Annotated in this window: 15 protein-coding genes and 1 tRNA gene; 10 read left to right on the forward strand and 6 right to left on the reverse strand. The window is 73.0% G+C overall.

All coding sequences use genetic code 11. The annotated features are described in order from the left end of the window. Window positions 1-99: 99 nt before the first annotated feature. The 4 genes from PUR61_RS11810 to PUR61_RS11825 all read right to left on the reverse strand — a co-directional run bounded on the left by PUR61_RS11810 (window position 100) and on the right by PUR61_RS11825 (window position 6278). Window positions 100-2511, reverse strand: a complete 2412-nt coding sequence (locus PUR61_RS11810; RefSeq protein ID WP_329878600.1) for a glycoside hydrolase family 65 protein — start codon at window positions 2509-2511, stop codon at window positions 100-102. Next, entirely contained in the window at window positions 2508-3257 is a 750-nt protein-coding gene (locus PUR61_RS11815; protein WP_329878602.1) for an HAD family hydrolase, read from the reverse strand. The genes PUR61_RS11810 and PUR61_RS11815 overlap by 4 nt, the downstream gene beginning before the upstream one ends. Window positions 3258-3348: 91 nt before the next feature. Next, on the reverse strand, window positions 3349-4134 hold the full coding sequence (locus PUR61_RS11820) for a VOC family protein (protein ID WP_329878604.1): 786 nt from the start codon (window positions 4132-4134) through the stop codon (window positions 3349-3351). A 296-nt stretch (window positions 4135-4430) separates the two neighbouring features. Then, complete coding sequence (locus PUR61_RS11825; protein WP_329878606.1) at window positions 4431-6278, reverse strand: LCP family protein; 1848 nt, start codon at window positions 6276-6278, stop codon at window positions 4431-4433. Window positions 6279-6597: 319 nt separating this feature from the next. Between PUR61_RS11825 and PUR61_RS11830 the strand changes: the two genes are divergently transcribed. From PUR61_RS11830 to PUR61_RS11875, 10 genes are all read left to right on the forward strand, one after another. Beyond that, window positions 6598-6924, forward strand: coding sequence for a hypothetical protein (locus tag PUR61_RS11830; RefSeq protein WP_329878608.1), 327 nt, complete (start codon window positions 6598-6600; stop codon window positions 6922-6924). A 75-nt stretch (window positions 6925-6999) separates the two neighbouring features. Continuing rightward, window positions 7000-8355, forward strand: a complete 1356-nt coding sequence (gene eccD / locus PUR61_RS11835) for a type VII secretion integral membrane protein EccD (protein ID WP_329878610.1) — start codon at window positions 7000-7002, stop codon at window positions 8353-8355. Between the two features lie 83 nt (window positions 8356-8438). Next, window positions 8439-9650 (forward strand): MinD/ParA family protein, encoded by a 1212-nt coding sequence (locus tag PUR61_RS11840; RefSeq protein WP_329878612.1) that lies wholly within the window; start codon window positions 8439-8441, stop codon window positions 9648-9650. Window positions 9651-9652: 2 nt separating this feature from the next. After that, complete coding sequence (gene eccCa / locus PUR61_RS11845) at window positions 9653-13627, forward strand: type VII secretion protein EccCa (RefSeq protein ID WP_329878613.1); 3975 nt, start codon at window positions 9653-9655, stop codon at window positions 13625-13627. Window positions 13628-13764: 137 nt separating this feature from the next. Further along, window positions 13765-15183 (forward strand): DUF6177 family protein, encoded by a 1419-nt coding sequence (locus PUR61_RS11850; RefSeq protein ID WP_329878614.1) that lies wholly within the window; start codon window positions 13765-13767, stop codon window positions 15181-15183. Window positions 15184-15311: 128 nt separating this feature from the next. Beyond that, window positions 15312-15647: a hypothetical protein gene (locus PUR61_RS11855; protein ID WP_329878615.1), complete on the forward strand. Its 336-nt coding sequence runs from the start codon at window positions 15312-15314 to the stop codon at window positions 15645-15647. 57 nt (window positions 15648-15704) lie between these two features. Then, on the forward strand, window positions 15705-16016 hold the full coding sequence (locus PUR61_RS11860; RefSeq protein ID WP_329878617.1) for a pore-forming ESAT-6 family protein: 312 nt from the start codon (window positions 15705-15707) through the stop codon (window positions 16014-16016). Window positions 16017-16064: 48 nt separating this feature from the next. Beyond that, window positions 16065-16493, forward strand: coding sequence for a DUF6507 family protein (locus PUR61_RS11865; RefSeq protein WP_329878619.1), 429 nt, complete (start codon window positions 16065-16067; stop codon window positions 16491-16493). Further along, window positions 16490-19414, forward strand: a complete 2925-nt coding sequence (locus tag PUR61_RS11870; RefSeq protein ID WP_329878621.1) for a hypothetical protein — start codon at window positions 16490-16492, stop codon at window positions 19412-19414. The genes PUR61_RS11865 and PUR61_RS11870 overlap by 4 nt, the downstream gene beginning before the upstream one ends. Further along, window positions 19411-20271 (forward strand): immunity 49 family protein, encoded by an 861-nt coding sequence (locus PUR61_RS11875; protein WP_329878623.1) that lies wholly within the window; start codon window positions 19411-19413, stop codon window positions 20269-20271. The genes PUR61_RS11870 and PUR61_RS11875 overlap by 4 nt, the downstream gene beginning before the upstream one ends. Window positions 20272-20378: 107 nt before the next feature. Here the strand turns inward: PUR61_RS11875 and PUR61_RS11880 are convergent. Both PUR61_RS11880 and PUR61_RS11885 read right to left on the reverse strand, forming a co-directional pair. Next, a tRNA-Lys gene (locus PUR61_RS11880) sits at window positions 20379-20451 on the reverse strand. 87 nt (window positions 20452-20538) lie between these two features. Beyond that, window positions 20539-21243, reverse strand: coding sequence for a nucleotidyltransferase domain-containing protein (locus PUR61_RS11885; protein ID WP_329878625.1), 705 nt, complete (start codon window positions 21241-21243; stop codon window positions 20539-20541). Window positions 21244-21490 lie beyond the last annotated feature (247 nt).

A 21490-nucleotide genomic window follows, 5' to 3' on the forward strand; every position in this document is an offset into this window, starting at 1 on the left:
CCGCACGACACCGCCACCGTCCGGCTTACGGGCCCGCCCCGCAGCCGGAGCGGGCCCGTACGGGTGAACGGAGGGCCGGGGCGGGCCCTTCGCGTCCTCCTACTCCGCCGCGAGGTGGTCCGCCGCCGCGCCGACCCGCCCGCCCGCCACGCCCGCCTGCGGCTGGCGGCGGGCCGGTTCCCGGCCGGGCGGCTGGCTGCACCGCTCCTGGGCGGGCGGGGCGGTGGTCGGCAGCGAGACCGGCTCACCGGCCTTCACCTGGACCGCCTCGCCGTCGTGCCGCAGGTGGATCACCTCGCCGCGGCGCAGCGTGTAGGTGGTCTCGTCGTGGCCGATCCGGACGCCCAGCAGCTGGCCGCGGACCAGCAGGGAGAAGCTCAGCCGCATCAGCCCGCTGGGCAGCCGCGGCCGGAAGGAGAGCGTCTCGCCGTGGTCGCGCAGACCGCCGAAGCCCGCCACCAGGGCGACGCACGCCCCGGCCAGCGAGGCCATGTGCAGGCCGTCCCGGGTGTTGCCGCCGAGGTCGTGCAGGTCCATCAGGGCGGCTTCGGCGGTGTAGTCGTACGCGAGGTCGAGCTGGCCGACCTCGGAGGCGATCACCGCCTGGGTGCAGGCGGAGAGCGAGGAGTCGCGGACGGTCAGCCGCTCGTAGTAGGCGAAGTTGCGGGCCTTCTGCTCGTCGGTGAAGGCGTCGCCGCGGACCTGCATGGCGAGCACCAGGTCGGCCTGCTTGACCACCTGCTTCCGGTACAGGTCGAAGTACGGGTAGTGCAGCAGCAGCGGGTAGTTCTCGGCCGGGGTGTTCTCGAAGTCCCAGAGCTGGTGGTCGGTGAAGCCGTCGGCCTGCGGGTGGACGCCGAGGTTCTCGTCGTACGGGACGAACATCGCGGCGGCGGCGTCCCGCCAGGCGGCGGTCTCCTCGGTGTCGACGCCGAGCGCGGAGGCCTCGCGCGGGTGCCGGGCGGCGGCCTCGGCGGCGGCGCGCAGGTTGGTCTGCGCCATCAGGTTGGTGAAGACGTTGTTGTCGGCGACGGCGCTGTACTCGTCCGGCCCGGTGACGCCCTCGATGCGGAAGTTGCCGGCCGCGTCGTGGTGGCCGAGCGAGCGCCACATCCGGGCCGTCTCGACCAGCAGCTCCAGCCCGTACTCGCGCTCGAACTCGACGTCCCCGGTGGCCCGGGCGTACCGGGCGACGGCGGCCGCGATGTCCGCGCCGATGTGGAAGGCGGCGGTGCCGGCCGGCCAGTAGCCCGAGCACTCCTCACCGCGGATCGTCCGCCACGGGAACACCGCGCCGGCCAGGCCGAGTTGCGCCGCCCGCTCGCGGGCCAGCGGCAGCGTGGTGTGCCGCCAGCGCAGCGCCTGGTTGACGGCGGACGGCAGGCAGTAGGTGAGGACCGGGAGGACGAAGGTCTCGGTGTCCCAGAAGCTGTGCCCGTCGTAGCCCGGTCCGGTCAGCCCCTTGGCGGGGATGGCCCGTTCCTCGCTCCGGGCACCGGCCTGGAGGACGTGGAAGACGGCGAACCGCACGGCCTGCTGGAGTTCGACGTCACCCTCGATCTCGATGTCGCTGGTGTCCCAGAACTCCTCCAGGAACCTGGCCTGTTCGGCGACCAGGCCGTCCCAGCCGGTGTACCGGGCGGCGGTCAGCGCGGCCTCCACCTGATCCCGGACGGCCGGCTGCGAACGGGTCGCCGACCAGCCGTAGGACATGAACTTCACCAGTCGCAGCCGCTCCCCGGGCCGGAGCACGGTGGTGACGCTGATCCGGCAGTGGTCGTCCTCGGACTCGGCCACCGTGTCCAGCCGGTCCGGGCCCTCGATGACGTGGTCCATCCCGGCCGCGACCCGGATGCCGCTGTACCGGGTGCGGTGCACCAGCACGGCCTTCGTGCCGCCCGCGTGGCTCACCTCGGCGAGCAGCGGCGCCTCCAGGACGGCGGCGGCCCGCGGGTCGCCGTCGGCACCGCCGGGCAGCTGCTCGTTGGCGACCAGCTCGGACTGGAGCACGATCCGCACCGGGCCGTCCACCGCCTCGACGGTGTACTCGACGGCGGCGATGGCCCGCTGGGTGAGCGAGACCAGCCGGGTGGACTCGACCCTGATGGTCCGCCCGGCCGGGGAGGTCCACTCGGCGGAGCGCCGCAGCAGCCCCTCCCGGAAGTCCAGCCACCGCCGGTGGTTGAGCAGTTCGCCGTACCTGAGGTCGAACGGCTCGTCGTCCACCAGCAGGCGGATGATCTTGCCGTTGGTCACGTTGATGACGCTCTGACTGGACTCCGGGTAGCCGTAGCCGCCCTCCCCGTACGGCAGCGGGCGCAGCTCGAAGACGCCGTTCAGGTAGGTGCCGGGCAGGCCGTGCGGCTCGCCCTCGTCCAGGTTCGCCCGCAGGCCGATGTGGCCGTTGGAGAGGGCGAAGACGGACTCGGCGCGGGCCATGGCGGCCAGGTCGAGGCCCTGCTCGGCGATCTGCCACGGGTCGACGACGAAGGGCTGCTCCTGGCCGGTCATGCCGTCTCCTCGGGGATCAGTTCGGCGAGGTCCCGGACCACCACGGTGGCGCCGTCGCGGCGCAGTTCGTCGGCCTGGCCGGCGCGGTCCACCCCGACGACCGCGCCGAAGCCGCCGGCCCGGCCGGAGGCGACCCCGGCCAGCGCGTCCTCGAAGACGGCGGCGTGCGCGGGCTCCACGCCCAACGACCGGGCGGCGGCCAGGTAGGTGTCCGGCGCGGGCTTGCCCGGCAGTCCCTCCCGCTTGGCGACGACGCCGTCCACGACGACGTCGAAGAACGCCTCGATGCCGGCGGCGCGCAGCACGTCCCGGCAGTTGGCGCTCGACGAGACGACCGCGGTGGGCAGGCCGAGGGCGCGCAGCCGGCGCACGTACGCGACCGAGCCGTCGTACGGGCGGACGCCCTGCTCGCGGATCATCCGCAGCACGGTGTCGTTCTTGGCGCGGCTGACGCCGTGCACCGTGCGGGCCCCGGGCGGGTCGGCGTCGGTGCCCTCGGGCAGGTCGATGCCCCGGCTGTGCAGGAACGCCCGGGTGCCGTCGAGTCTCGGACGGCCGTCCACGTGGGCGTCGTAGTCGGCGACGGCGTCGAAGGGAACGAACGGCCCGCCGGTGCGGGCCGCTTCGGCGCGCAGGAGGGCGTCGAAGGTGTCCTTCCAGGCCGCGGCGTGCACCGTGGCGGTCTGGGTGAGCACCCCGTCGAGGTCGAAAAGGAAAGCGCGGATGTCGTCCGGTAGCCCCAGCATGGGTGCAGTCTTACCCGCGAACGCGAACCTAGCCGCCCATTCCCGGCGGCGCGTCGCGGGAACGGGCGGCCGGGGGCCGCGCCGGGGTCGGTCAGGGCGAGTCGGGGGTGGCGGTCACGGCGAAGACGGCGCCCTGCGGGTCCTGGACCACCGCCATCCGCCCGGCCTGCATGTCGAACGGCGGCTGGATCACCGCGCCGCCCGCCTTGACCAGGGCGTCCACCGTGGAGTCGGTGTCGTCGACGGAGAAGTACGTCATCCAGTGCGGGGGCGTGCCCGGCGGCAGGTACCCGGCGACCGGCTGCATCCCGCCCACGGTGTGGTCGCCGACGTTGAGGGAGTAGAACCCCTCCATGCCCTGGATGGTGCCCGGGCGCAGGCCGAGCGCCTGCTGGTAGAACCGGCCGGACGCCTCGGTGTCGGTGGTGTTGAGCTCGTTCCAGACCAGTGCGCCGGGCTCGTTGACGACGCCCGCGCCGATGAACTCCAGCTTCTGCCAGACCCCGAAGACCGCGCCGGTCGGGTCGCCGGCGACCAGCATCCGGCCGGTGTCGCCGACCTCCATCGTCGGGTACACGATGGTGCCGCCCGCCTCGGTGATCGCCCGGCCGGTCGCCTCCACGTCGTCCGAGGCCAGGTAGGTGGTCCAGCCGACCGGCGGCAGCGGCTGGCCCTCGGGGGCCGACCGGCCCATGATCCCGGCGACCGGCCTGCCGTTCAGCGAGCACACGGAGTAGCCGCCGAACTCGGGCGGCCCGACCTCGCCCTGCCAGCCGAACAGGTCACGGTAGAAGTCGAGTGCGGCCTGCTGGTCGCTCGCCATCAGGTCCACCCAACACGGGGTGCCGGGCTTGTACGGTGCGGTGACTACGGGCATTCCTGGGCCTCCCAAGCGATGGTCCTCCGCCGCGGCCGGTCCGGGACGCCGCGGCCGACCGGCCGCGCGACCGAACGGCCGTACACCGCCCACGATCGCCTCGCGCCCGCGATCCCGCCACCGGACGGCGCCCCGGCGGGCGACCGCTCGCCGGGGCGGCCAGGGCGGTCACTCCTCGTGGCGGGCCCTTCGGGCCGCGGCGGCGCGGGCGGGTCGGCCGCGCGCCGGCCCGGGGCAACCCGCGCCGACTCGGGCCAACGCACGCCGGTCCGGGGCAACGCACGCCGGTCAGCCGGTCAGCCGCCGGAACCGTAGCTCGTGCCCTCGCAGAGGTTGTCGTCCGCCGAGCGGGTCTCGTTGATGAGGTTGGTGGGCAGCGGAGCCGGCTCGGCCGGGGTCGCCGGCGCGGCCGAGGCACCGGGGGCGGTAGCGGTGGCGGTGGCGTCAGCCGTCCCGCCGTTGGCCGCCGCGAAGTCCTTGCCGACGATCACCGTGATCCCAGCCGTCTTCCCGGCCGCGACGGAGGCCCCCGGGAACAGCTCGGCGACCTTCTCCGCGTTCGCCCGCTGCCCCGTGCCGTACTCGATCATCGTGGTCGCGTACTTGGTGTTCATCGCCGCACCCATCCTGGTGGCCGCGAACTTGGCCGTCTTCAGCAGCTCGGCCGCCTTGCCGTCCATCCCGCGGGAGACGGTGCCGTTGTAGACGCCCACCTTGATGCTCTGGTTGGCGGTGTCCGCGGCCGTGGTGGCGGCGGCGGGGGTGGTCGGCGCGGCGGGCGCCACCGCCGGGGTCGTGGCCTCCGCGGGCTGCTCGCCGGTGGCGTTCTGGCCGTCGATGGTGCGGTCGGCCTTGATGGTCGCCCAGAGCTTGTCCGCGTCGGCCTTCACGAGTTCGAGGGCCTCGTCGGTGCGGATGCGCCACGGTGCGGTGACGAACTTGAGGTCGTGCATGTCGATGTCCTTCAGCGAGAGACCGAAGGACATCAGTTTGTCGACCGAGCCGAGGCCCTCGTCGACCGTCAGCGACTTGGTGGCCGCGTCGGCGAGCGGCAACAGGTTGGTGGGGGTGAGTCCCTGTTTCTTGATCTTCGAGGCGAGCGAGCTGAGGAAGGCCTGCTGGCGTTTCATCCGGCCGATGTCGGAGCCGTCGCCGATGCCGTGACGCAGCCGCACGTAGTCGAGCGCCTGCTGGCCCTGCACCTTCTGCGGACCCCTCTTCAGGACCACGTCGCCCTTCTTGGGCAGCTTCTGGTTGAGGTCCTTCTCGTAGATGTCCTCCGGCAGGCATATGTCGACGCCGTCCACCGCCTTGGTCATCGCGGCGAAGCCCTGGAAGTCCACCACGATGGTGTGGTTGACGAAGATGCCGGTGATCTTCTCCACCGCGTTCTGGGTGCAGGCCGGGTTTCCCGTCTCCGACCCTCCGGTCGAGAAGGCCTCGTTGAACTTCCCGATGTGCTCCTTCGTCCACTGCCCGTTCGCCTGCTTGCACTTGGGCAGGGTGACCAGGGTGTCGCGCGGGAACGAGATCCCGACCGCGTGTTTGTGGTCGGCGTAGACGTGCAGCAGGATCGTGGTGTCCGAGCGGGCGCCGCCGTCCTCGCCGCCGCCGAGGTCCGCGTTGCCCTTGCCGCGGCTGTCCGAGCCGATCAGCAGGATGTTGACCGGCTTGTTGCCGTTGGCGTCCGCCGCCGCCTCCGGCGGGCGCTCGGCGGCGACGCCGTCCTTGCCGAAGGACTTGATGTTGCCGTTGAGCTTCCAGTAGATCGCGCCACCGGTCCCGGCGATCAGCACCAGCGCGCCGGCGGCCGACCAGGCGGCGATCTTCTTGACGTTCCGCTTCGGCTTCCGGCTCGCCCGGGCCGCCGCGCGTCCGCCCGCCGGGGACGCACCCGCCGGAGACGTGCCCGCCAGAGACGTGCCCACCGGGGACGTGCCCGGTGCCGCGGTGCCGCCCCTGGTCGACCCGGCCTTGGCGGGCCCGCCGTTGCCCGGCCCGCCCCTGCCCTGCGCGGCCCGCCGGGCCTCGGCCCGTCCACCGGTCCGCGGCGGCGGCACCGCACCGCCGGCCGCGCCGCCGTCCGTCAGCGCACCGGGCGCGTCGTCGCCACGAGCCGGGCTCTCGCCCCACTGACCTGACATGCGTGCACCTTTCACTGCCGGACGCCGCGCCCCCCTGCGACCGGACGCACTGCACACAGAGAAGACGGTCGAGACCGCCTCCGGGTTGCACATACGACGGTCGCAATAACGGACGGGCTCCCCGGCACCACCCCCGGGCGCCCGTTGCGCCCCACCGGTCCGCCGGCTCCCCGGGAGATTCACCCGGAGCGTACAAATCGCCCATACGAACAACCTGGCCTCGTCACAGGCCCCGCCCCGCACGCCGCCGGGGGTGTCCAGTGACGGGTGCATGCTTTATGTTGCACAGGCAGCACACGGGGGAGACGGCAGGCGGCGAATGGCACGGGACTACGACAGTCAGCTCCTGGAGTCGGTGGCGGTACGCCGCCGCAGGATGCGGGACTCACTGCTCTTCGGCGCGGAGCGGGTGCGCCGGGCGGCGGACGAACGGCTCGGGAAGGTGTTCGCGGGGATCGCCATCGCGGCCGTCCTCTGCGCGGGCTGCGTCGGCTGGTCGTTCCTCCAGGCCACGCTCGCGAAGCAGAAGGCGGAGCAGCAGAAGCAGCAGCAACGCCAGGTGCAGCCGTACGGCGGGCCGACCGGATCGCCGGGTCCGGCGCCGACGGCGAGCCCCTCGCCGTCGTCCGGCCCGACCGGGCCGTAGCACCCCGGACATGGCAGCGACGTGGAAGCACTGGTCCGAGAGGTCGAAAAAGGGCGCGATGATAGGTTCCCACAAGTGGTGAGCACAGCAACGACTTCCCCGGCACGGCAGAGCAGGGTGACCCTGATCGGGGAGCGACGCCAGGCCGACGTGGTCCTGCCCGCCGACACCCCGATCGGGGTGCTGCTCCCGGACATCCTGCAGCTGCTCGACGACCGGACCGCGTCCCGGCCCATGGCGCGTCAGCTGATGACGCCGGACGGCTCCGCGCTGCCGCACGACAGCACCCTGGAATCGGCGGGGGTGGCCGACGGCGCCGTCCTGCGCCTCGTGCGGACCCACTCCGCGCCGCCCGCCCCGGTCGTGCACGACGTCATCGACCTGGTGGCCGACGACCTCAACCTCCAGGCCTGGCGCTGGCGCCCGGCCGCCCGACGGGGCAGCGCCGGCGTGGCGACCGTCGCCTTCGCGGTGACCGCCGCCCTGCTCGCCCGGCGCGAGTTCGCGCTCGACGCGCTGGCCGGCGTCCTGCTCGGCCTCGCCGCCGCGCTGGCGGTCGTCGGGGCACTCGTCGCCCGGATCGGGAAGGGCAACCGGGGCCTGGCCACCGCGCTCCTGCTCGCCTCGGGCGGACTCGGCGTCCTGGGCGCGTGGAGCGCCGCCGACGCCTTCGACTGGTCCGCGAGCGTACGGCTGGCCGCCGTCGCGGGCGCGCTGACCGTGACGGTCGCACTCCTCGGCGTCCTCTCCCCGCTCGGCCGCGGCGGTCTGATCGGCGCCGTCTCCGTCGCCGCGATCACCGCCGTGTGGGAGGCCGTCGCCGCCACCGGGGCCGACCCGGCCCGGATCGGCGCCGTGATGGCGGTGTTCTCCGTGGTGCTGCTCGGACTGCTGCCACGCCTCGCGCTGATGGGATCGGGGCTCACCGCGCTCGACGACCGCCGCTCCGGCGGAGCGTCCGTCAGCCGTCACGAGGTGGGCACCGCCCTGGCCGCCACCCACCGCGGGCTGGCGCTCGCGACCATCGCGACCGCGGTCTCGGCCGCCGGCGCGGGCTGGCTGCTCACCCTGACCGCCGAGCCGGACGTCTGGACCGTGGCGCTGCCGTCGCTGGTCGCCGTGGTGCTGCTCTCCCGGGCCCGGGCCTTCCCCCTGGTCGCCGAGGTCGTGGCGCTGTTCACCGCCTCGGGGGTCCTCGTGGTGCGCCTGGCGCTGCTGTGGATGCGGCACGGCGGGGGTGCCGGGGCGCTGGCCGTCCTGTGCGCCGCCGCGCTGCTGCCGCTGCTCGTCCTGGCGGTCCAGCCGCCCGAGCACACCCAGGTCCGGCTGCGGCGGCTGGCCGACCTCGTCGAGTCCGTCGGGATGGTGGGGCTGTTCCCGCTGGCCGTCGGGGTGTTCGGGGTGTACGGGCAACTGCTCGACAAGTTCTGAACCGACGTCGAAGTCGGTTTCCGAGTCAACGCACAGGAGCTCCGGGCGGGGCGGTACGTGGAGTGGAAGGGGCGGTTGCAGGCATGCCGAACGGAGAGAACTGGCAGGGCGACGTCCTGCGCGATCTGAGGGCCCCGGCGCCCGGCCCGACGCCGGACCAGGCGCAGGCCCAGGCGCAGACCCAGCTGCAGGCCCTGGACCAGGCCCAGGCCACCGCCGCGCAGACCTTCGCCCAGGCCCTCACCGCTCCCGACCAGGGGCCGGCACCGGGATACGAGCAGGGATACGGACAGGCGTACGGGCAGGGGTACGAGCAGGCCCCCGCCGGACAGCCGCAGGGCGCCGCCCCCGGCCGGCAGGCCGTCGCGCCCCGGTCCCCCGACTCCCGGCCCACCGTCGACCGGAACCTCGCCGCCGTCGCCCGCAAGCCCCGCAGCGGCGAGGCCCTCGCGACCCGCGTCGCCCGCGCCGTCTGGAAGAACGTCTCCAAGTCCGCCGCCCGCGAGGTCGCCGAGGCCACCCGCACCGCCGAGATCCTCCAGCAGCCGGTCACGACCGGCCGCCAGATCGCCGTCACCTCCATCCGCGGCGGCGCCGGCAAGTCCACCGTCGCGGCGCTGCTCGGCACCACCTACGCGCACTACCGCAAGGACCCGGTCCTCTTCGTCGAGGCCGATCCGGCGCTCGGCTCGCTGCCCGTCAAGCTCGGCGCCGAGACCGTGCGGTGGACCACCAGCGACGTCGCCGACATCGTCAAGCCGCAGATGTCGCTGCTCGACGTCACCGGCTACCTCGTCCAGCTCCGCAACAACTCCTGGCTGCTGCCGGGAAGCCAGGGCCAGATCGGCACGATGCTGGACGCCCGCGGCTACCAGCGCGTCATGGTCGCCCTGCGCCGCTACTTCGGCATCACCGTCGTCGACTGCCAGACCCTGCCCGCCGAGGTCGCCCGCGTCGCGCTCTCCGCCTCCCAGGCCCGCGTGCTGACCACCCCCGCGACCCTCGACGGCGTCGCCAGCACCCACGAGGTCCTCCAGTGGATGCGCGGCCTGCCGCCGCACGTGATCGCCGGCACGGTCGTCGTCGTCACCGAGCAGACCCCGCACTCCGGCGTCGACCTCGACGCCGCGGTGCGCACCCTCCGCTCCACCGGCACGAGCGTCCACCTCCTGCGGTACGACCGCCACCTCGCGGCCGGCGGCACCATCCGCACCGACCTGCTCACCCGGGCGACCCGGACGACCGCCACCCGGCTCGCCGCGGACGTCTTCGAGCTCTCCCAGAAGCGCCACTGACGATGAGTACCCGACTGATCCACCGCCCGGCCAGGACCGTCAGGCCCCCGGCCGCCCCCGAGGCCCGCACCATCGAGGCACCGCCCAACCTCCCCGAGGGGAAGGCCGGCAACATCGCGATGTCGCTGCTGCCGGTGGCCGGCGTGATGTCCTCGGTCGTGATGATGACGGTCGTCCGCAACAGCCAGTTCGCCGCCCTCGGCGCGCTGGTCCTGGTCGTCACCGTCATCGGCTCCCTCGGCCTGGTCTTCTCCCAGCGCGGCAAGGCCCAGCGCACCCGCCGCACCCAGCGCGAGGCCTACCTCTCCTACCTGGAGGACCTCCGCGAGGAACTCGCCGGCGAGGAGCGCGAACGGGGCGAGCACGCCGGCGTCCTCAACCCGCCGCCGCCCGCCCTGTACGACATCGTCCGCGACCCGGCCCGGCTGTGGGAGCGCCGCCGCGTCGACGGCGACTTCCTGCGGGTCCGCGTCGGCACCGGCGAGATGCCCGTCCGGGACCTGCGGATCGGTCAGCAGAGCTCGTCCGTCCTCACCCCGCCGGACCGCTTCATGCTCAACGAGGCCTCGGCGCTCACCACCCGCTTCCGCACCGGCACCGAACTCCCGCTCACCGTCCCGCTCGACCGCGTCGGCGACATCAGCGTCGTCGGCCCCCGCGAGGACTGCCTGCGCGTCGCCCGCGCCCTGCTCGTCCAGACCGCCGCCCTGCACGCACCCGACGACGTGACCGTCGCGCTCGCCGTGCCCGGCGACCGGCTCACCGACTGGGAGTGGGCCAAGTGGATGCCGCACCTGCTCGACACCGAGCAGCTCGACGGTCCCGTCGCCGCCCGCCGCATCGCCCCCTCCGTGGCCCAGCTCGCCCAGCAGCTCGGCCCCGAACTGCGCCGCCGCGCCTCCTACGCGGCCGAGGTGCGCCGGGGCCTGTCCGGCCAGGACGCCCTCTCCATGACCTCCCGACTGCTGGTGATCGCCGACGGGCACGGCGACGACGCCGTCGACCTGCCGCTCCCCGACGAGGCCGTCGGGCTGCGGGAGATGGGCGTCACCGTGCTGCACCTGCTCGAACAGCGGATCCAGGAACCCGGACAGATCGGTCTGCGGATCACCGTCGACGGCGACCGGGTGGTCATCGAGGACCTGCGCGAGGAGCAGCCGATCAGCGCCCACGGCACCGTGGACGAGGTCGGCGTCCCCTTCGCCGAGGGCCTGGCCCGGATGCTCGCCCCGCTGCGGCTGTCCGCCGAGTCGCTCGTCGACGCCCCGCTGTCCGGCCCGGTCGACTTCGCCGACCTGCTCGGCATCGACGACGTCGCCCGCCTCGACCTCGGCCGGCTCTGGGCGCCGCGCGGCGAACGCGCCTTCCTCCGCGTCCCCATCGGCATCAGCGACTCCCGCGAGCCCGTGCTGCTCGACCTGAAGGAGTCCTCCGAACTGGGCATGGGGCCGCACGGCCTCTGCGTCGGCGCCACCGGCTCCGGCAAGTCCGAACTGCTGCGCACCCTGGTGCTCGCCCTCGTCGCCACGCACCCGCCGGAGGACCTCGCACTGGTCCTGGTCGACTACAAGGGCGGGGCGACCTTCGCCCCCTTCGCGGAACTGCCGCACGTCGCCGGCGTCATCACCAACCTGGAGAACCAGGCCGGCCTGGTCGAGCGCGTGCACGCCTCGCTCGCGGGCGAGGTCAAGCGCCGCCAGCAGGTCCTCAAGGACGCGGGCAACGTCGCCGACATCGGCGCCTACGCCGCCCTGCGCGCCGAACGACGGCCCGACCTGGACCCGCTGCCGCACCTGTTCGTCGTCATCGACGAGTTCGGCGAACTCCTCACCGCCAAGCCCGACTTCATCGACCTCTTCCTGTCGATCGGCCGGATCGGCCGCTCCATCGGCGTGCACCTGCTGCTGTCCAGCCAGCGCATCGAGGGCGGCAACCTGAAGGGCCTGGACACCTACCTGTCCTACCGGCTGGGCCTGCGGACCTTCTCCGCCGACGAGTCCCGCACCGTCCTGGACACCACCGACGCCTTCCACCTCCCGCCGCTGCCCGGCTTCGGCTACCTCAAGGTCGACACCAGCCACTACGAGCGCTTCAAGGCCAGCTACGTCTCCGGCGGCTACCGGGGCCCCGTCCAGCGCAGCGAACAGGAACAGAGCGGACCGCTCGCCCTGGAGTACCCGGCGTTCAACAGCATGTCCCGGCCCGAGGGCCAGGAGCAGCGGGAGCCGGCCACCCGGCGCCGCGAGACCGGCCCGACCGAACTCGGCGTCATCGTCGGACAGCTGGAGCACGCCGCCGACCCCGCCCGCCAGATCTGGCTGCCGCCGCTGCCCGGCGCCGTCCCGCTCGACGCGATCGCGGGCCCGCTGGACGTCGGTCCGCGCGGGCTGCAGCTCGCCCGGCGGCGCGGACGGCTCCAGGTGCCGCTCGGTCTCCTCGACGACCCGGCGAAGCAGTGGCAGGGCGAGTGGTTCCTGGACCTCACGGTCGCGGGCGGCCACGCCGCCGTCATCGGCGGCCCGCAGTCCGGCAAGACCACGCTGCTGCGCACCCTCGTCCTCTCGCTCGCACTGACCCACACCCCGCAGGAGGTCGGCGTCTACGGCCTCGACCTGGTCGGCGGCGGCCTCCAGGCCCTGTCGGGGCTGCCGCACGTCGGCGGCATCGCCGGCCGCGCCGACCGCGAACGGGCGGCCCGCACGGTCGAGGAGGTGCGGACCATGCTCACCACCCGCGAGAACGTCTTCCGCGACCACAACATCGACTCCGTCGAGCAGCTGCGCACCCTGCACGCGGCGGGCCGGCTGCCCCGGCTGGCGTCCGCCGAGATCGTCCTCGTCATCGACGGCTTCGGCGCGCTGCGCGACGACTTCGAGGACCTCGACGACGCCGTCGTCGACATCCTCAAGCGCGGTGGCGGCTACGGCATCCACGTGGTGGCCGGCATGCTCCGCTGGAACGACGTCCGCATCGCCACCCAGTCGAACTTCGGCACCCGCGTGGAGCTGCGGCTCAACGACCCCACCGAGACCAGCATCGAGCGCAAGCTCGCCGCGACCCTCGCCGCCGACGAGCCCGGCCGCGTCCTGACCGACGGCCGGCTCTTCGCCCAGGTCGCCCTGCCCCGGACCGACGGGCTCGCCGACACCGCGGAGCTGGGCACCGTCCTGGAGCAGACGGCCCGCACCGTGCGCGCCACCTGGAGCGGCGAGGTCGCCCAACCGGTCCGGGTCCTGCCGCACGTCCTGGAGCCGCACCTGCTCCCGGGGCCGGTCGCCGAGCCGAAGCGGGTCCCGCTCGGCCTGGACCAGGCGGCGCTGGAACCCGTCCTGCTGGACCTCTTCCGGCACGACCAGCACCTGTTGGTGATGGGCGACAGCGAGTGCGGCAAGACCAACCTGCTGAAGACCCTCGCCGCCGGCCTGATCGAGCGGCACGGCGCGGACGAACTGGTCTTCGCCGTCATGGACCCGCGGCGCAGCCTGCGCGGCGTGATCCCGGAGGAGTACAGCGGCGGCTACGCGTACAACGCCCGGATGTGCGCGGGCCTGGCGGCCGGCGTCTCCACCGAGCTGGAACGCCGGCTGCCCGACGAGAACGCGCCGCTGGACGCACTGGAAGCCGGCAGCTGGGGCGGCGGCCCGCGGATCGTGGTGCTCGTCGACGACTACGACGTGCTCACCACCGCCGGCCAGAGCCCGCTCGAACCGTTCCTGCCCTACCTCCCCTCGGCCGCGGACATCGGTCTGCACTTCGTGCTGACCCGCCGGGTGGCGGGCGCCTCGCGCGGCATGTACGAGCCGCTGGTGCAGGCCCTGCGGGAGTCGGGAGCGACCGCGGTGGTGATGGCGGGCGACCGCGGCGAGGGCCAGCTGTTCCCCGGGGTCTACGCCTCCCAGCAGCCCGCGGGGCGCGGGGTCCTGGTCCGCCGGGGGCAGGAGAACCGCCTGATCCAGACCGTCTACACGGCCGACTGACCGCACCGCCCGTCCCTCCCGCGCGTTCCCCGCGTCCTGGACACCCCGGACGCCCCGCACGGCCGAACGCGTGCCCGCCCGACCGCTCGCGCGCCCGCCACCCGTACGGCCGCCACCCCGAAGGACCTCACGACCCCATGACCAAGGACGTCATCACCCTCACCCCGCGGATGCCCGACCCCTGGAGCGTGCTCGCCGGCCTGCTCGCCGGCGGGCCCGACAAGCTGGTGAACACGGCGGGCGAGGACGCGGTCATCCAGCTCTGCGACGAACAGGGCCGGCCGCTGCTCTCCGTCGAGGCGCCGCTGCTGGTGCAGGTCCGGGGCGAGGCCGAGCGACTGCTCGGCGCGAACCCGCCGCGGGTCCCGTTCTGGTGGACGGAGGCCCGGGCCACCACCGGCGTCCCGGACGCGGAGCGGCTCGCGGGCGCCTTCGCGGCCCGGCTGGCCTCCCTGTCCGGGGGCAGCGCGTGGCCGCCGCAGGCCGCGCGGTCGACGGCCGTGGTGGAGACGACGGGCCTGACCGCGGCGCCGGCGCCCGCCGCCGCCCAGCCCGCCGTCGACGTACTGACCGACAAGGTCGCCGTGGTCATCATGGACCGCCCGGTGGTCGCCATGACCGCCTGGCTCTCCGACGCCTTCCGGGCCGCCGCCGCCAGCAGCCGGGGCCTGCAGATCGTCACCCCCGCCGGGACGACGCTCTCCCCCGCCGTCCTCGCGAACCTGCCGGGCTGGCCGTCGCGCTGGGTCGTCCAGGACGATCGCGACGGGTACTACGACGGGCACACGGGCGCGGTGCTGCGCTGGCAGGAGGGCATGTTCGCCACCGTGGTACCGGCGGACGCCACCGCCGACGATCCGCGCACCCCGGTGGCGGCCTCGTACCAGGAGGTCCGGGCCTCCGCCGATCGGCAGTTGGCGATCACGTTCCGGACGGTCCACCCGGCGGACGACCGGCTGGTCCTCGGCGGCGCCCTGGAGACGGTCTGGCGCGAGCTCACCGGGGAGCCCCCGGCCGGCTGGGGCACCGCCGAACCCGCCAACCTGCCCTGGTCCCTCGGGCGGCTGACCGACCTCGCGCACTCGCGGGCGCCCGAGCCGACCTGGTTCGTGGTGGTCGGCAGCCCGGAGCGGCCGGGTCTGGCCACGCTGAAGGTCACCCGGACCAAGGCGGGGGTCGAGGAGGACGTGACCCTGGCGTTCGGCTACGGGGCCGACGAGGAGCCGCCGTTGGACGCGCTGCCGGGGGTCGCGCAGACGCTGGTCACCCGGCACCGGCTCCAGTCGATGCTCCTCCAGCTGCGCAGGGCCCGCCGCGACCTGGCGGTGCCGCCCCGCTTCGAGGGCCCGGGCGTGCCGCTGGCCTTCGTCCTCGGCGCGGAGGAGGTCCGGGCGCTGCCGGACGACCGTGCCCGGCGCACGCCGCTGTCGCAGCAGCCGGTGGCGCTCGGTCCGAAGACCCGGCCCGCCTACTACTACCCGCTGCCCGGGGACCCGTCCGACCTCTCCGGGTGGGCCGACTTCGAGCGGCTGGTGCGGCATTTGAAGGGCGCGTGAAGTCACCTTCACCTTGTCATATGTTCGTCACGGTCCCCCCCGACAGCTTGCGTTGTCGGGGTGAGTTGATAGAACGTTGGTAGCAAGTTGGATAGACATTCATTCGGTCGAGCGGACGGGGGAGCGGTATGAAGTTCGACATGGGGACGCAGGCGCTGACCAAGCTGATGTCCGGGTCCCGGACGTCGAGTGCGGACCTGGGCACGCTGATCAAGCAGCTGGTGCAGGCCGCGCAGCCGCTGGAGGGCAAGTTCAACGGCCAGGGCAAGGTCGCCTTCGACTCGTTCAAGTCGCGGTCGGACGAGATCACCCAGGCGCTGAACTCCTCGCTGTCGGCCATCCTGGGCGGCCAGTCGGGCATGGAACAGGCCTTCGGCTCCGGCGACCAGGAGCAGGGCCAGAACGCGAAGCAGCAGATGGCGTCGGCGAACTTCGACGCGGCCCGGTTCTCGGGCAGCCGCTGACGAACGGCCCCGGAGCCTTCGTCAGAACCTTGGAACCACAACGGGGAGTGATGTGTGATGGCCGGTGGAACGGACCGCCGTTCGTACGACTCGGGCGCCTCGACCGAGGCGCAGCGCAACCTCCAGCTGGTCATCGGCCAGCTGGAGCAGGTGATCGCGGCGCGTGACGCGCAGGTGAAGGCCGCCATCGCGGACTTCACCGCCGACGGTGTGGCGGACGACTACCACGCCAAGGAACTGCGCTGGAAGAACGCCTCGCAGGAGGTGCGGAACATCGTCCAGCTGCTGAAGACGACGCTGGAGCAGAACGACGGCACGGCCCAGCAGACGCTGGCGCGGGCGAAGGCCGCCGTCGCCAACATCGGCTGAACACGGCCGAACGGGTTTTGCCGGACGGTCTGACAACGGGGGTTGTTGATGGTTGCTTGGGACATCAAGCCACAGGGCGTACAGGGGCAGTTGAAGACTGTCGGCGGGCATGCGGGTGATCTGGAGACAGCTCTGAACACCCTGATGACGAACCTGTCCCAGGCGGCCCAGAACGCGGGCACCGCCGTGCCCGGTTCGCAGTCGGAGACCCGCCTGCAGGGGCCGGTGCCGGTCGGCGCGCCCCCGTTGTCGCAGAAGGCGATGGGCCCGGTCGCGGCCGCGCTGAGCCAGTACCTGGAGGGCCGGAAGGCCGAGCTGAAGTCGATGTCGGAGCGGATCGAGGCGTGCCTGCGCGGCGCGGTGAAGGCCACCAACGAGTACCTCGAAGGTGACCTGACGGCGGCGAAGCAGGCCCAGGACGCGGCGCGGGCCATCAACCTGGAAGCCCTGCGCGACCAGCCGGGGGGCAAGAAGTGACCGACAACAAGCCGGTCAACCCGTCCGAGGTCCCGGTGTTCACCGGGAACCTCGCGCTCCTCGACGCCAACGTCAAGGCCATCTCCACCAGTGGCCCCGCCATCTCCACCGCCACCGGCAACGTCCACACCAGCTTCGGCGGCCTGCGCGCCTTCTACCAGGCGCCCGAGGCCGAGCAACTCTTCGCGACCACCAAACCCGTCCAGGACCTCGGCCTCAAACTCAGCACCGACCTGTGCACCATCGCCGGCGCACTCGGCACCTACAGCCGCGACGCCGCCCCCATCGTCAAGAAGCTGCAGGACCTCAAGCACGAGGCCGAGACCTTCCGCAACAAGGCCAACAGCGACGACAAGTGGCGCGAGGACGGCGACCTCGTCGACGAGAACAACGACCGCCGCAACGAGATCGCCGAGGTCTGGACCCAGTTCCAGGCCGTCGAACGCGCCGCCCACGCCAAGATCGTCGCGCTCGTCGGCGGCTCCCCGCTCAAGGTCAACGACGGCTCCAACGGCAAGGACATGTACGGCTACGACGCCGAGGCGTTGAAGCAGTCCAAGACCCTCCCCTGGGGCGAGGCCGTCGAGGAGTCCATCCCCTGGTGGCAGGTCTGGGAACACGCCTGGGAGTTCGGCAAGGGCGTCATCGTCGACGGCGTCTGGGGCACCCTCGTCGGCCTCGGCACCCTCGTCGGCTTCCAGGGCTGGGACGCCGCCGGCCAGGCCTGGACCGGCCTCGCCAAACTCGCCACCGGCCTCGCCATCACCGCGATCCCCGGCGTCGGACCGCTCTTCCTCGCCGTCCCCGACGACAAGCTCCCCTCCTGGCTCCGCGACTCCCGCACCGCCATGAAGGAGACCGGCAAGGCCCTCCTCGCCTGGGACCAATGGGGCTCCAACCCCTCCCGTGCCGCCGGAGCCGTCACCTTCAACGTCCTCACCACCGTCTTCACCGGCGGCGCGGGCGGCGCCGCCTCCGGCGCCGGCAAGGCAGGCGCCGCCGCCAAGGCCATCTCCCTCGCGGGCAAGGCCGGCAGGGTCATCGACCCGATGACCTACCTCTTCAAGGGCGCCGGCGCCGGTTTCACCAAAATCGGCGACGTGATGACCAGCCTCAAGGGCCTCGGAAAATTCGAAGTCCCCACCATCAACATCGACAAGGCCGTCGCCCTCCCCGAAGGCGCCCTCAAACTCCCCGACGGCACCATCCGTATCCCCAAGAACGTCGCCGTCCCCGACGGCGCGTTCAAGGTCGGCGACGACACCGTCAAATTCCCCAAGAACACCACCACCCTGCCCACCGGCACCGTCAAACTCCCCGTCGACGGCCCACCGCGGTTCATGGACCCCAAGGGCAACATCTACGACGCCGGCGGCAACATCACCCAACGCGTCGACGAGGCCAAGCCCGACATCGTCGACAGGCCCGCCAAGGACCACGCGCCCCTCAAGACGGAGACCCCCGTCAAGGTCGACACCCGCGAACTGGTCGGCGCCGGCGCCCGCGGCGGGAACGACGGCATCCGCCTCACCTCCGACGTGTCCGGCCCCGTCAACGTCGCCGACCACGTCCCCACCGGACGCGTCAACCCCGACAACTTCCCCACGGGGCGGGTCAACCCGGCGGACAACTTCCCCACGGGACGCGTCAACGCCGGCGACAACCTCCCCGGCGGCCACGCGGGCCACGGCCCCAGCAACGACCTCAACGCCCCGCGCGGCGGAAGCGGCGACAGCCCGGTCACCCCCGGCACCCACGGCACCCACGGCGGGGACGGTCCGACCACGGGCGGCTCCCACGGCACCGACGGTCCGGGCGGCGGCGGGTCCCACGGCAACGACACCCCGGGCACCGGCGGCTCGCACGGCAACGACACCCCGGGCGGCGGCGGGTCCCACGGCAACGACGGTCCGGGCGGCGGCGGGTCCCACGGCAACAACACCCCGGGCACCGGCCCGGCCGGCACGGCCGACAACGCGGCCGGCGCCGGCGACAACGCCGCGACCCCTCGCCAGCCCGTGCCCCGTCCCGCGACCATGCTCGACGGCCCGAACCCGTACGGGGAGCGCGGCCGGCTCGACAAGGGCCAGATCGAGGAGATCCAGGTCTACCGGGCCAACGAGGAGCCCGGCTACTTCGAGGACCACTACAACATCCTCGGGCGCCGCCTGAGCGGAAAGCCGATCGACGAGAGCGGATTCCCCCCGCCGCAGCTCACCAAGCTGTCGGAGGACGGTCCGTGGATCCGCGCCAAGGACTCCCCCGAGGCGCCGGACCCGCACTACCTCGACATCGACGAGGTCCCGCTGGGCGCGGACAAGGTCACGGATCCCGTCCGCCTCAAGATCCTCGACGACCTCGCGCTGAAGCAGCAGAACGCCATCAAGTGGGACAACCTCGTCACGGACTGGATGAACCGCACCGGTCATCCGGACGCCCAGGGCGTCTACCGGGCGTCCCACACCGAGATGGGGACCGCCGCCGAGGCCTTCGGCGAAGGCGCCGCCAAGTACCACTTCGTCGCCGAGCACTACAAGGGGTTCGAGAGCGAGACCCTCCTCGGCCCGAAGAGCGGCAGCGACCAGTTCGACCAGGTGTGGGTGCACGAGGACGGCCGCGTCCTGGTCATCGAGGCCAAGAGCGGCCCCAAGACGGAGCTCGGCAAGCGCGACCTCCCCTCGCCCTCCGGCATGCCCGGTGTCAAGGGCCAGGCCGTTTCCCAGGGAAGCCGGGAATACTTCCTCGACATCCTGCGGGAAATGACCAAGCGCGGCGAAACGGACCTCGTCGAGAAAATCGAAAAGGCGCTCGACACCCCCGGCAAGCTCGACTATGTCGTCGTCAAGGGCGACTACAACACCGGTAGCTACAATGGCCTTCTGTACCAGAGGTTCGACATCAGCAAGGGGACTCTTCCGTGACCGTGACCGTCGAACGCCATCTGGTGCCCCGCCCCGATGCGGAGGCGTTCGCCGACCGGCAGAGCCAGGCGGTCTCCGGTCGGGTCGACCGGCTCGAACGGTCCGCCGAATCGATCGACTTCGCCTTCAGCACCGCCGTCCTCGCGTTCCAGTCCCACATCGCGGCCGACCCGGAAGGCAGCCGGCTGGAGACCTGGCAGGCCGCGGTCGTCGCGATGCAGCTGGGCGACGCCCTGTTCGCCGTGACCGGGACGGACGAGGGGACGGTCGAGTGCTTCATCGAGGACAAGCAGCGGACCGTCCAGGCGATCGGCCTGCGGAAGTTCGCCAACGCCGGGAACTGGTTCAGCGCGTTCTGGCTGGCCGTCATCTGCCGTGACCGGCAGCGGATGACCCGGCTCGCCGAGATCCCGCTGGAGCGGCTGCGCGCGGCCGAGGGCGCCTACGACGAGTTCGTCTTCCACTGGGTCGACGTCCAGCAGACCTACTGGCTCCGCCGGCCCGAACTGGTCGAGAAGCTCACGGCGGCGTTCGCGACCGCGACCCCCGAGGCCTCGCCGAACACCCCGGTCGACGCGCTGCAGGGGATCATGTATCCCCCGCTCAACCTCTTCTACCACTTCGTGCGCGGGCGCAAGGAGGAGTTCGGCCCCGCCCTCGCCGAGGCCCTCAACCTCCACAAGGCCTACTGGACCCTGGACGAGGACCGTGCCACCGACGTCGACGGCGCCCTCCCCCTCGGCCCGTTCGCCATGGCCTGCCTCGCCTACGACGGCAAGTTCCCCGTCGGCGTCGAGTCCGGGTACCTCCCCAAGTACATCCTCGAACGCTTCTGGTACGGCGAGTTCCCCACGTGATCCGGCGCCGCCTCCTCCGCGCGGACAGCGCGGCCGGAGCCGTGGCGCACGGGCGGCGGACGTGGAGAGGCCCGGGCCGGACATCGTCCGGCCCGGGCCTCCTGCGGTGGGGCGCCAGGGGCTCGAACCCTGAACCTACGGATTAAAAGTCCGCAGCTCTGCCAATTGAGCTAGCGCCCCGTGGTCCGCGCCGGGTGGAGCGAACCACGGCGATCCTACCCGGTACGGGGAGGGGCTTCGCCAGTGGATTGCTCGGGCGCGCCGGGTTCAGGGGGCGGGGGTGGCCGCCGGGGTGTAGTGGGCGGCGCGGACGCGGTGGAGCCAGGCCTCGGCGGGGCGCTCGTCGGGACGGTCGGGGAGGACGCCGGGCCGGTCGAGGCGCTCGTTGGCGGCGGCGAGGAGGCGTTCGGCGACGGCGGGCTCGTCGGCGATGCGTTCGCCGAGCTCACGGACGCGGCCCGGGTCGGGGAGGCGGACCAGGTTGTGGCCGGTCTCGTGGAGGTGGACGGCCTGTTCCAGCAGGCGGACCAGGTGGCGGGCGTGCTTGGCGGCCCGGGCCCTGGTCGTCGCCTCGGTGGTGTCACGGGTCAGGAGCTTCCTGAACTGCTGGGTGGCGTAGCCGAGGTAGGCGTTGCGGACGGCGCGGGCGCTCAGGAACGACCGGCGTATCGCCATCAGCTCGTCGCCGAGCGGGGTGCGGACCTCGTACAGGTCCTCGGGCAGCCAGACGAGTTCGGTGGCGGTGGGGTTGCAGCTCAGCGCGAGGCGGCACCACTTGGCGGCCTCGTGCAGGGTGCGGTCGGGCGCGGTGGTGACCTGTGACTCGGCGGGGTGGTGCAGGCCGTGGAAGCCCTCGGTCGGGGCGGCGAAGAGGCCGAGGCGGTCGATGTCGGAGCCGGCGTGGGCCAGCCCGTACGCGGTCGAGCCGACGATGCCGGACAGCAGGACGGCGCCGGGGGCGGTGGCGGGCATGGGCTTCCCTTCGTCGGATCTCGGTTGGCAGTGTCGCCCGGCGGGGCCGCGCCGGGCGAGCGATTTCCGGGCGGCGGCGTCCACCGCGACGGGCTGCGGGCGGTGGACCCGCCGCGGACCTGACCTCCCGTGGGGCCGCCCCCGGGGCCGCCCCCGGGGCCGCGCGAGGTCGCGGGGGGCCCCGGGACTGCCGCTCAAGCCCGCTGCTCCGCAGCCGAGTTCGGTGCGCCGAGGACCACGAGGGCGG

It is taken from the genome of Streptomyces sp. BE20 (assembly GCF_036322525.1).
Taxonomy (GTDB): domain Bacteria; phylum Actinomycetota; class Actinomycetes; order Streptomycetales; family Streptomycetaceae; genus Kitasatospora.